Raw genomic sequence first — 11,202 nt, forward strand, 5'->3', positions numbered from 1 at the left:
GTTTTCTCCTCCTTATTTCATCATTGGAATGTTAACGCCTTTTTCTTTCGCAGTTTCCACAGCTAAGTCATATCCAGCATCCACGTGACGAACAACACCCATACCAGGGTCAGAAGTTAATACGCGCTCAATACGTTTTGCTGCTGCTTCTGTTCCATCTGCAACGATAACCATTCCAGCGTGAAGTGAATAACCCATACCAACGCCACCACCGTGGTGAACAGATACCCAGCTCGCACCGTTTACACTATTAATTAATGCATTTAAAATTGGCCAGTCAGCTACTGCATCACTACCGTCTTTCATCGCTTCTGTTTCACGGTTTGGAGATGCTACTGATCCGCAATCTAAATGGTCACGACCAATAACAATCGGTGCTGATAATTCACCATTTGCAACCATTTCATTAATGATGCGACCAAATTTCGCACGCTCACCGTAACCTAACCAACAAATACGTGATGGAAGTCCTTGGAACTCAACTTGTTGACGTGCCATACGAATCCAGTTACATAAATGTTCATTATCAGCGAACTCACGTAAAATTACTTCGTCTGTTTTATAAATATCTTCTGGATCACCAGAAAGTGCTACCCAGCGGAATGGCCCTTTTCCTTCACAGAATAATGGACGAATAAATGCTGGAACGAATCCTGGGAAATCGAAAGCATTTTTCAAACCTTCATCGAAAGCAACTTGGCGAATGTTATTTCCATAATCAAATGTAATTGCACCTTTTTCTTGCATCGCAAGCATCGCTTCCACATGTTTTGTCATACTTTCTTTTGATAATTGTACGTAACGTTCTGGATCTTTTTCACGAAGTTTCGCTGCTTCTTCTAATGTGTAACCTACTGGAATATAACCGTTTAATGGATCATGAGCAGATGTTTGATCTGTAACTAAATCTGGCGTAATATCACGCTTCACTAGTTCTGGTAAAATCTCTGCCGCATTTCCTAGCAAGCCAATTGAAATTGGTTCTTTCTTCTCTTTATACTCGTTCGCAACAGTTAATGCTTCTTCTAATGATTCTGTATACATGTCACAATATCTCTTTTCAATACGACGATCGATGCTACGCTTATCAACATCAATAGCAATGACAACACCGCCGTTCATCGTTACAGCAAGAGGTTGTGCACCACCCATACCACCTAAACCAGCAGTAAGTGTTAATGTACCTTTTAATGAACCGTCGAAATGTTGACGAGCTGCTTCACCAAATGTTTCATATGTTCCTTGTAGAATCCCTTGTGTTCCAATGTAAATCCAGCTACCAGCTGTCATTTGTCCGTACATCATAAGACCTTTTTTCTCTAGTTCTCGGAAGTGATCCCAGTTTGCCCATTTTGGTACTAAGTTTGAGTTCGCTAACAGAACGCGAGGTGCATCTTCATGTGATTTAAAAATGGCAACTGGTTTTCCTGATTGAACAAGTAACGTTTCATCGCTTTCTAACGTTTTTAATGAATCTACAATCGCCTGATAGCTTTCCCAGTTACGAGCTGCACGGCCAATTCCGCCATACACAACTAATTCTTCTGGTTTTTCAGCAACTTCCGGATCTAAATTGTTCATTAGCATACGAAGTGCAGCTTCTTGCACCCACCCTTTCGTTTGTAACTCTGTACCTCTTGGCGCGCGAATTGTTTGTTGTACTTTTTCCATTTCAATCTCTCCCTTTTCTCATTTTATAGTGCTGCGTTTACATCCAATCTTTCTTTTATCGAATAATTCGTTTTTAACCAATGTGCAATATTTTCAATATCCGTTGAGAAGATGCGATCATTTGTAATAGATGGTACTTGCTGACGCCCTTGATGGTAGAAGCTCTTCGTCACTGTACTCATGTTTTCAATTCCACGATATTCTGCCGCTTGCATCGCACAAATCATTTCAATTGAAAGAACACGTCTTACATTTTGAATAATTTGATGTGCATGACGTGAAGCGATTGTTCCCATACTTACGTGATCTTCTTGGTTAGCTGATGACGGGATTGAATCAACACTCGCTGGATGTGCTAACGTTTTATTTTCAGAAACTAGTGACGCTGCAGCATATTGCATAATCATTGCACCAGACTGAAGTCCTGGTTCTGGACTTAAAAATGGCGGTAAATCGTTTAACTGCGGATTTACTAAACGCTCAATACGACGCTCTGAAATGTTTGCAAGTTCCGCCATTCCTACTTTTAAGAAGTCCATCGCAAATGCAATCGGTTGACCATGGAAATTACCACCTGAAATTACTTTTTCCCCGCCATCAAAGATTAGCGGATTATCTGTTGCGGCATTCATTTCAATTTCTAATTTTTCTTTCACATAATTCAAAACTTGCCAAGAAGCACCGTGTACTTGCGGGATACAACGAAGTGAATAGGCATCCTGTACACGTAGTTCTCCTTGTTTTGTTGTTAACTTACTATCATGAAGAATGTCACGAATTCTGCTTGCTACATCCACTTGCTCTTTATAGCCACGTGCTTTATGAACATTTTCATCAAATGCATCAATAATGCCTTGTAACCCTTCAATTGTCATCGAAGCAATTAGTTCAGCTTGATACGCCGTTGCTTCTGCTTCTATATAAGAAAGAACTCCTTGTGCTGTCATCGCCTGCGTACCATTAATTAACGCAAGACCTTCTTTCGCTTCAAGTTCAATTGGCTCAAGCCCTTCTTCTGTAAGAGCAACCATTGCATGAACGCGTTTCCCTTTATAGAACACTTCACCTTCGCCTAATAATACGAGCGCAAGATGAGATAAAGGTGCTAAATCTCCACTTGCACCAAGTGAACCTTGTTGCGGAACGACTGGATGAATTTTACGATTTACAAACTCAAGAAGCATATTTACAACAAGCGGCCTTACGCCTGATACTCCTTTAAGCATCGTGTTCGCTCGTAAAATTAACATTCCGCGCGATACTTCTTCCGGGAATGGATCACCTATCCCACATGCATGTGACTGAATTAAATTATGTTGAAGTGCCTTTACATCATCTTTTTGGATAAGCACATCACTAAACTTTCCAAATCCAGTTGTAATACCGTAAACGACTTTTCCGTCCTCTACAATTTTCTCAACTACTTCGCGGCACTCCGCTACCTTTTGCATACTAGTTGGACAAGCTGTTACACCTTCTCCTTCCAGTAATAACCTCTTCATTTCTTCAACTGTCAATGTATGTCCTGTTAACGTAATCATCATTTTTCCTCCTTAAAAAGGCAAAAGGGGACCTTATCTTTTTAAGACAGACTTCTGTCCTAAAAAAGTAAGGCCCCCTTCTAACTAATAGACTATGGGCAAATCATATGTGATTAATTCCTAAACCAATCGCCTCATGCTCAGATCCTTTTACAGGTGCACCAATCGTTCCATATAATGCAACAGCAACCCATTCGCCTTCTTTTTTCCCGTCGTATGGTGTACCGCGCACAATCGCAAAACGAAGTCCTACTGTACGAAGAACGTCTGCTAACTGAATTTGACCTCTCGTCACTCCGTACAAAGCTTCCATAATTGCATGATAAAGTGCATGTGTTTCTCTGTAAACGTCTGTTTCAATAACTTGGTTGCTTTTAGCCGCTGTTTCCATTGCTGCGACAACCTTTTGCGAATTCATCGAACCCACTTTCCCCGTACAATACTTCCAACCTTTTGGAATGGATAATACAGGACTTTCATTCTCATCCGCAAGTGCCAACAGCATGGCCATACGACCAATTCGATGTGTTCCTTGAAGAAGCATGTGACTCTCTCATTTCTTTTGAATTATTTGAATATTACTTAATTTAAGAATATATGAAAACGGTTAAATCGTCAATAGTTTAAAATCATATTCAAACATTTTTTTCATCCCCCTAATTTTGTGTACACAAATGATTTACACAAAATTTCCAGACGTGCTATAGTCTCACTAACAGATGCAAAGGGGCGAAATTTCAGTGACAAAACGAAAAGATATTCATTTTCGAATTGAAGAGAAATTACTTGAAAGGTTTGAATCAGCACTCCATTACGAAGGTTTAAAGAAAACAGATGTATTAACACATGCAATCCAACAATTTTGCACAAAGGTGGAATGTGACAAAATGAATGATGTAAAACGACAATATAACGTTAGCAACCATTTACAAACACGCATCGACACACATACACATTACGAAGAAAAACACGTAGATTTAGATAAGATCGTCATTGAACATTTACACCTTCAAGGGGATGAAAACATATTAGAGGTTGGGTGCGCTAGTGGAAAATTCCTTTCCCTTTTACAAACAAATGGTCATAAAGGCCCATTAACCGGGTTTGATCAATCCGAAGCTATGCTTGCTGAAGCTGCTAAAATAAATAACTTAATAGAATGGAAACGAGGGGATGCTAGTAAACTTCCTTTCGAAACAAATTGTTATGACCTAATAATTGCAAGACATATGTTATACCATGTGAAAGATGTTGAAAAAACAATTCAAGGCTTTTATAAAGTCATTCGTTCTGGCGGAACACTTTTAGCTACAACAAATTCTAAAGTTTCATTACCTCGTATAGTTGAAATGTGTAACAACATGCTTGACGCATTTGATCTACCGAAAACATCACCAGCAGTCTCTCCATTTTGTTTAGAAAATGGTAAAGAGATAGTAGCATCTGCTTTTCCAACGGTTGAAGAAACAGTTATTCATAATGCGCTCGTTTTTCATCATGCTACCCCAATAGTAAACTATATTTCCAGCATGTTTCCATCGTTAAATATACCCGATAATATGTATCTTCAAGCCGAGATGAAAGAATGGCTAACAGAAGAAATCAACAAGGAATTATCGCTCCATAACGGTATATGGCGCGATCCAAAAACGTTAGTAATTTATCGGTGTAAAAAAGCTAGCATTTGCTAGCTTTTACACGTTTTCTCGTAAAAGTTTCTCCATTACTACATTGCCTTTACCACAATAAAAATCTGTATTATGTTCGTCTGCCACTCCAAAATAAGAGGCAATCGCTATTCCAAATGGTACAAATGCATGCCCTTGTGCTGTAATGATATTTGAGTGTTGCACAACTTCTTCATACACGAAATTTTCTACTGGAAAACAATCGAATTTTTGATAATCTATAGTCGCAGTATAAGAAATCCCTTTAAATAACCCTGCTTTTGCTAGCGCATACGGTCCAGCACAAATTGCCGCCACTAATTTTTCTTGTTCGTGAAATTGACGAATGACTGAAAAAAGAGATTTCGCATCTTTCAACTGTACTTCTTCTCCACCTGGAATAAGTACCCCCTCATACTCATCTACACGTACTTCACTTACTTCTATATGTGGTTGCACTTGCAAACCTGTTTCACTTATAATCAATTCTTTTGTTAAGCCCGCTGTAATGATTTCAAATTTATTTTTCAGCAATGCCGTCGCTACTGTTATTTCAAACTCCGCAAATGTTGGGTATACAAATAAAAGTATTTTTTTCATAGCCCTCTCTCCTTTAACCAGTCCATAAAATATACCTCTAAATCGTCAACTGTTAATCTATTTGTGTCCACATAAGTTACAGGAAATTGTTTATACCAGTCTTTTTCAGTTTCTGCTAATTTAAATTGCTCCTCAAATGTACTTCTGTTTCTTGTTCTATCATTATTTTTTCTATCATATACATTCTTTTTCGTAACATCTAAGTAAAAAATCACATCCGAACGGCATTCTCTTAATTTATATAATTCATCTTTCAATTCAGTTTCTATATCCCACTCTTCTCCTATAATCGTTGGATAAAAGAGTGTAAAAAACTCAATGTCTTCTGGTCCGCGATCAAAAATTACGACTGAATCTTTCACATTTTGAAACTCCTTTATTTTTGCTTCCATAAACATTTTTTGATTCATAATAAACCCTACTTTTGAATTCATATCTAAATTCAATTTTTTTCGCTTCTCTACAATTGGATATGGATTTTCATATATAACTCGAAACCCTCTCTTTTCTAACCTTTTTGCTAATGTTGTTTTTCCGCTAGCCATCGGCCCTTGCAGTGAAATTACGTATGTCACACCTCTCATTCCCTTACACTTTAGTACACCTATAATATACAGAATCTTGAAAACTCTCAACATTATATATATCATCTTGTTTCTTATTCTTATCTAACTTATAATGAAAAATAGAGATTATGACGGACGCATCAATAATGTAAGCTTGGAAATCCAAGCTTACATTATTTTTTGCTTTCCCTTTTCTAATAAAAAGAGTATACTAGATTAGAACGTATGTTCTTAATAATTACATACAGTAAGGAGATAGAACAATGGTATACGACACAAAAGCAATTTCTTGGAATGAATCTTTAAAACAACTTCAACGCCGCTATACAAACAAACAAGTTGACCGAAAAGAATTTGAGGATATTGAACTGATGGAATTCTTCCGCGATAACGACTACATTTCTTTACCTACACACATAAGCGGCCTATCAAAAACACGTTTTACTTCTTACTCTATTTTCACAACTGAAGATAAAGATCGTAAAGTTGGCACATTAATCATTGAATATGTAGAAGATGATAATAATAATTTACATGTGGAACAACTATACTTTGTTTAAATGATAACGCTTGGTCAAAATGACCAAGCGTTCTTGCTTTCTATGAATCTCACTGTATATAATATGAATAAAAGAAAACCGCTATCATTAAGGGGGGATATGCTTGCTCGAAGGATGGTTCAGTTGGTTCATTGTATTATGGACGGTTATTTTATTAGGGCTTATGTCTATCGGTGGATACTTTATGTTCAGAAAATTTTTAAAACGTTTACCAAAAGAAGACGGCATGTCCATTTTGGATTGGGAAGAACACTACATAAATAAAACGAGACATTTATGGGCTGACGAACAAAAACAATTGTTAGAAGAGCTTGTAAGTCCTGTTCCAGAACTATTTCGCGATGTTGCAAAATCAAAGATTGCTGGAAAAATCGGGGAACTTGCATTACAAGAAAATGCCTCTCAAATTACACAAGACTTAATTATTAAAGGATATATCATTGCCACACCAAAGCGTGATCATAAATTTTTAATTAAAAAACTACAAGAAAAAAAGATTGATTATTCTAACTATCGATCTTTACTCGCAAAGTAACTTCATATTATTTTCGATAAAAAAGACAGCGCCTTTGACGCTGTCTTTTTATTTGGTACATATACAGTTTTTAAGTTAGCTTCATATCTTTTTCATTATAAAAACCATCTTCTTTTTCCATTTCCTTTTGTAATTTCGTAAAGGAACGGTACATGGCAATTCTCCATGACACAATCATCGCGAACGCCAGTAAGAAGAACATGCCACTAAGTTGTCCTAAATCAAGAGATTGGCTTAAGTATGTTTTAAATACAATCCGCACGACAAGTAATCCAATTAATATAAAAACAAAGGCTTTTGAACGCTTCAAATAAATCTCTTGTCCTCTAATTTCAAATTTAGATGTTTTAATAAGAAAAATAGAGAAAAACAAACCGACGCCAATTGCTTCTAACATTTCCGCTGGAGTTAATCGAAATTCAGGAAAAACATACATCAATGCTCCCGTGCTCATAAAAAATGGCGGAAGTATAATTTTTTTCAATGTTGCAGGTTTCTTAGCTGCTTTTAAACGAATAAACATCGCACCGACAGCCATACAAACAGCAACGATACTTGATAAAAGAACTATGTTCATATTTTCTCATCCTTTTTTGTGGCTATATGCAAAATATACTTTCATTATATGCTTTTCCGTTAGTATTTCCAACATTTTCGCAGAATAATACTAAAAACCGGTAAAACCACCAAATAAACTTGAGAAATATACGATAATTTTCGTCATCCAGTTAAAGTATAGGAAGACCCCCATAACAATCATAATATATCCTCCGACTTTCATGAAGGCCATACTATTTCTTTTAATCCAAGACATTTTCGTAATAAAGAATGACAGTACGAAAAACGGGATAGCAAATCCAAGTATGTAAGCAATCATGTAAATCATTGCTGATTCTGGGTTTGTTGCTGCTAATCCAATTACGGACACTAGAATTGGTCCGGTACATGGCGTCCACCCTGCTGCAAAGGCTAATCCAATTAGTACTGATCCAAAATAGCCACTTGGACGATTTTTAAATGTAAATTTACGGTCTTGCATTAAAAATTTCGGCTTAAACACCCCGACAATAATTAAGCCGAACACGATGATAAATATACCACCTAACTGTCTGATTAAATCTTTATAGTCAGTAAAGATTCCTCCAATAAAACTTGTACCAAATCCAATTGCAATAAATATAATTGAAAATCCAAGTAAGAAAAACGCTGTATGTATCATACTTCTTTTGCGAAGCATTGCATTTTCTTCTTTCAATTCAGAAACCGACATACCTGTTATGTACGATAAAAATGCCGGATAAAGCGGTAAGCAACATGGGGAAATAAATGATAAGAACCCGGCGCCAAACGCTAAAAAAATACTAATATCTTGCATCATTCCACTCCTCTCCCTAAATATTGTAACAAAAACACATAAAAATACTATGAACAATTCGTGAAATCACTTTTACAACGTGGCAATAAGAAAAACCGTACTTCCTCACAGTTTCTAATAAAACGTTTTCATTTCCTTCTATTATATAGAAAAAACTCAAATGGATTATGAAAACTCCTTTAATTGTCATTACCATAACAAAGGTAACATAGTTTCTCAAATAATTAGCACGTTACTAGTACGTCTATATACATATTGGTTTAAAAAATATTTTTTTCAAATGCTGGCTCTATACAATGCAAAGTTGATTTTATAATACTTCTACTATTAATAATTTCAAGATTATGCATAAATATCATACTTTTATTATTATTCTATAAAATGTCATACTTTTCTTTCATTTGACCCTTTATTTCTAATTTTGTATACTTCCCTCTAGTTATATATTTTCGATACGGAACAACTTCATATAGATGGGAGGAATTTTTCATGCTTCGTTATTCTCTTTTAGTTTTATTAGGAGCGTGTAGTTATGGAATTTTAGCTATTTTTGTTAAGCTTGCATATGCAGAAGGATTTTCACTTGGAGAGGTAATTGGCAGCCAATATTTGTTCGGTTGGATTATTTTGCTTGCTATTACACTTCTATTTTCTAGACATCGCGTTCCTTTAAAGCAAGCATTACTTTTATTCGTTGCAGGAACATCTGCAAGTTTTACCGGAATTTTTTATTATGCTTCATTAAAAACTGTACCAGCTTCTATTGCAATTATTCTTTTATTCCAATTTGTTTGGGTCGGAATTATCATTGAAGCAGTCGCAACAAAAACATTACCTTCAAGAGAAAAAGTTATTTCTGTTATTTTCTTACTTGTAGGGACATTTTTATCAAGTGGTTTACTTGAACAATCAGCAGGTGCTTTCGATACGACTGGGATCATTTTAGGTTTATTATCTGCTGTTACATTCGCAACATACATTTTCGTGAGCGGAAAAGTTGCTGTTGAAGTACCTTCATTACCGCGCGGTGTTCTCTTAATGACTGGTGCTTTAACTTTAGTCATGATTGTATTCCCACCAACATTTATTTTTAATGGTGCCATTTCTCAAGGTCTTTGGAAATACGGTTTAGGATTAGGAACATTTAGTATCGTAATTCCATCTATTGCCTTTACAATCGGTATTCCAAAAATCGGTTCTGGCTTAGCAACTATTCTTGGTGCAGCGGAACTACCAGTTACAACAATTATGTCCGTATTCGTTTTAAAAGAGGCTGTACTATCTTCACAATGGTTCGGTGTATCACTTATTTTAATCGGGATTGCAATCCCGCAAATTGCATACGCAATGCGTGGACGTTATCGTAAACATCATACGCATAAAAAAGTCGCAGCATAAAGCGAAACTTTAATTAGTTGAACCAATCGGACTGCCCATTAATACGGGATAAACGAGAGAGGATTTTCATTTGAGAATCCTCTCTTTTATTGTTGTATACTTATGATAAATATTTTGCTGAAGAAAGAGGGCATACTACATGGTATCTATTTCAAATCAACTAAAAGAAAAACTTATTTCCATCCGTCGACATTTACATGAGTATCCAGAACTATCATATGAAGAGTTCGAAACAACAAAAGCAATAAAAAATTGGTTAGAAGAAAAAAACATTACTATCATTGACTCCAATTTAGAAACAGGAATTATCGCTGAAGTGTCTGGTAATAAAAACGGGCCAATTGTAGCAGTTCGTGCTGATATTGATGCCCTTCCTATTCAAGAAGAAACACATTTGTCCTATGCATCTAAAGTACGAGGAAAAATGCATGCTTGTGGACACGATTTTCATACAGCTGCCATTTTAGGTACTGCTTTCTTATTAAAAGAAAGAGAATCTTCCCTAAATGGAACGGTTCGCTTCATATTCCAACCAGCTGAAGAAAGTAGTAATGGCGCTTGCAAAGTTATTGATGCTGGACATTTACGTAATGTGCAAGCGATTTTCGGCATGCATAATAAACCTGATTTACCAGTAGGTACAATTGGCATTAAAGATGGTCCACTGATGGCTGGAGTTGATCGATTTGAAATTGAAATTCACGGAGTTGGTACACACGCGGCTGTACCAGATGCTGGCGTAGATCCTATTGTCGCATCCTCTCAGATTGTGATGGCACTGCAAACAATTGTAAGCCGAAATATAAGTTCATCTCATAATGCGGTTGTTAGTGTTACAAATATTCACGCAGGAAATACGTGGAACGTAATTCCTGAAAAAGCTACGTTAGAAGGAACGATTCGCACGTTCCAAGCTGAAACACGTGAAAAGATTCCAGCACTCATGGAGCGTATTATTAAAGGTGTATCTGATGCATTAGGTGTAAAAACGAAATTCCGTTTTTATTCAGGTCCTCCTGCTGTTCACAACGATAAAGCTCTTTCAGACTTATCTACTCAAGTTGCCACAAAGATGAATCTTAATATCATCTCGCCTAGTCTATCAATGGCTGGAGAAGATTTCTCATTTTACCAACAGGAAATACCAGGTTCATTCGTCTTTATGGGAACGAGCGGTACACATGAATGGCATCATCCTGCTTTTACAATTAATGAAGAGGCACTGCCTATAAGTGCAGAATACTTTGCTTTACTAGCCGAAAGAGCACTTAAACAATTCTCATAAAAAA

The 11,202-nt window shown here is 36.4% G+C and carries 13 protein-coding genes; 5 read left to right on the forward strand and 8 right to left on the reverse strand.

The features are described 5' to 3' along the window. Positions 1-12: 12 nt before the first annotated feature. The 3 genes from hutU to hutP form a co-directional block, all read right to left on the reverse strand. Positions 13-1,671: a urocanate hydratase gene (gene hutU, locus ACUN13_RS25240; protein WP_000416944.1), complete on the reverse strand. Its 1,659-nt coding sequence runs from the start codon at positions 1,669-1,671 to the stop codon at positions 13-15. Between the two features lie 23 nt (positions 1,672-1,694). Beyond that, entirely contained in the window at positions 1,695-3,212 is a 1,518-nt protein-coding gene (gene hutH / locus ACUN13_RS25245) for a histidine ammonia-lyase (RefSeq protein ID WP_000631874.1), read from the reverse strand. Between the two features lie 103 nt (positions 3,213-3,315). Then, a complete protein-coding gene (hutP, locus tag ACUN13_RS25250) occupies positions 3,316-3,756 on the reverse strand; it encodes a hut operon transcriptional regulator HutP (RefSeq protein ID WP_000926516.1) in 441 nt (146 codons plus the stop codon). A gap of 196 nt (positions 3,757-3,952) precedes the next feature. On the opposite strand from hutP, the gene ACUN13_RS25255 reads away from it, so the two are divergent. Then, a complete protein-coding gene (locus ACUN13_RS25255; RefSeq protein WP_000166759.1) occupies positions 3,953-4,903 on the forward strand; it encodes a class I SAM-dependent methyltransferase in 951 nt (316 codons plus the stop codon). A gap of 3 nt (positions 4,904-4,906) precedes the next feature. Here ACUN13_RS25255 and ACUN13_RS25260 read toward each other — a convergent pair whose 3' ends face one another. Both ACUN13_RS25260 and ACUN13_RS25265 read right to left on the reverse strand, forming a co-directional pair. Further along, positions 4,907-5,479, reverse strand: coding sequence for a DJ-1/PfpI family protein (locus ACUN13_RS25260; RefSeq protein ID WP_000722200.1), 573 nt, complete (start codon positions 5,477-5,479; stop codon positions 4,907-4,909). Continuing rightward, on the reverse strand, positions 5,476-6,063 hold the full coding sequence (locus ACUN13_RS25265) for an AAA family ATPase (protein ID WP_002041639.1): 588 nt from the start codon (positions 6,061-6,063) through the stop codon (positions 5,476-5,478). The genes ACUN13_RS25260 and ACUN13_RS25265 overlap by 4 nt, the downstream gene beginning before the upstream one ends. A gap of 245 nt (positions 6,064-6,308) precedes the next feature. On the opposite strand from ACUN13_RS25265, the gene ACUN13_RS25270 reads away from it, so the two are divergent. Together ACUN13_RS25270 and ACUN13_RS25275 are read left to right on the forward strand one after the other, a co-directional pair. Then, positions 6,309-6,605, forward strand: a complete 297-nt coding sequence (locus tag ACUN13_RS25270; RefSeq protein WP_000262401.1) for a hypothetical protein — start codon at positions 6,309-6,311, stop codon at positions 6,603-6,605. A gap of 103 nt (positions 6,606-6,708) precedes the next feature. Further along, the gene (locus ACUN13_RS25275; RefSeq protein ID WP_000889373.1) at positions 6,709-7,140 is read left to right on the forward strand and encodes a DUF2621 domain-containing protein; all 432 of its coding nucleotides are present in this window, start codon (positions 6,709-6,711) and stop codon (positions 7,138-7,140) included. A gap of 70 nt (positions 7,141-7,210) precedes the next feature. Here ACUN13_RS25275 and ACUN13_RS25280 read toward each other — a convergent pair whose 3' ends face one another. The 3 genes from ACUN13_RS25280 to ACUN13_RS25290 all read right to left on the reverse strand — a co-directional run bounded on the left by ACUN13_RS25280 (position 7,211) and on the right by ACUN13_RS25290 (position 8,681). Continuing rightward, positions 7,211-7,717, reverse strand: coding sequence for a CcdC family protein (locus tag ACUN13_RS25280; RefSeq protein ID WP_001028439.1), 507 nt, complete (start codon positions 7,715-7,717; stop codon positions 7,211-7,213). A gap of 90 nt (positions 7,718-7,807) precedes the next feature. Beyond that, complete coding sequence (ccdA, locus tag ACUN13_RS25285) at positions 7,808-8,515, reverse strand: cytochrome c-type biogenesis protein CcdA (RefSeq protein ID WP_001152676.1); 708 nt, start codon at positions 8,513-8,515, stop codon at positions 7,808-7,810. Positions 8,516-8,531: 16 nt separating this feature from the next. Then, positions 8,532-8,681, reverse strand: a complete 150-nt coding sequence (locus tag ACUN13_RS25290) for a peptidase T (protein WP_071732505.1) — start codon at positions 8,679-8,681, stop codon at positions 8,532-8,534. Between the two features lie 323 nt (positions 8,682-9,004). Between ACUN13_RS25290 and ACUN13_RS25295 the strand changes: the two genes are divergently transcribed. Both ACUN13_RS25295 and ACUN13_RS25300 read left to right on the forward strand, forming a co-directional pair. Next, complete coding sequence (locus ACUN13_RS25295; protein WP_000947043.1) at positions 9,005-9,913, forward strand: EamA family transporter; 909 nt, start codon at positions 9,005-9,007, stop codon at positions 9,911-9,913. 139 nt (positions 9,914-10,052) lie between these two features. After that, positions 10,053-11,198 (forward strand): M20 peptidase aminoacylase family protein, encoded by a 1,146-nt coding sequence (locus ACUN13_RS25300; RefSeq protein WP_000253674.1) that lies wholly within the window; start codon positions 10,053-10,055, stop codon positions 11,196-11,198. The last annotated feature ends 4 nt before the right edge of the window (positions 11,199-11,202 follow it).

This window comes from Bacillus cereus group sp. Bce041 (assembly GCF_052646455.1).

What these genes read in the sequence shown, in the direction of transcription:
- ACUN13_RS25300 (WP_000253674.1), top strand. Translation starts at nt 10,053, where the DNA reads ATGGTATCTATTTCAAATCAACTAAAAGAAAAACTTATTTCCATCCGT.
- hutH (WP_000631874.1), bottom strand. Translation starts at nt 3,212, where the DNA reads ATGATTACGTTAACAGGACATACATTGACAGTTGAAGAAATGAAGAGG.
- ccdA (WP_001152676.1), bottom strand. Translation starts at nt 8,515, where the DNA reads ATGCAAGATATTAGTATTTTTTTAGCGTTTGGCGCCGGGTTCTTATCA.
- ACUN13_RS25280 (WP_001028439.1), bottom strand. Translation starts at nt 7,717, where the DNA reads ATGAACATAGTTCTTTTATCAAGTATCGTTGCTGTTTGTATGGCTGTC.
- ACUN13_RS25295 (WP_000947043.1), top strand. Translation starts at nt 9,005, where the DNA reads ATGCTTCGTTATTCTCTTTTAGTTTTATTAGGAGCGTGTAGTTATGGA.
- hutP (WP_000926516.1), bottom strand. Translation starts at nt 3,756, where the DNA reads ATGCTTCTTCAAGGAACACATCGAATTGGTCGTATGGCCATGCTGTTG.
- ACUN13_RS25270 (WP_000262401.1), top strand. Translation starts at nt 6,309, where the DNA reads ATGGTATACGACACAAAAGCAATTTCTTGGAATGAATCTTTAAAACAA.
- ACUN13_RS25265 (WP_002041639.1), bottom strand. Translation starts at nt 6,063, where the DNA reads ATGAGAGGTGTGACATACGTAATTTCACTGCAAGGGCCGATGGCTAGC.
- hutU (WP_000416944.1), bottom strand. Translation starts at nt 1,671, where the DNA reads ATGGAAAAAGTACAACAAACAATTCGCGCGCCAAGAGGTACAGAGTTA.
- ACUN13_RS25260 (WP_000722200.1), bottom strand. Translation starts at nt 5,479, where the DNA reads ATGAAAAAAATACTTTTATTTGTATACCCAACATTTGCGGAGTTTGAA.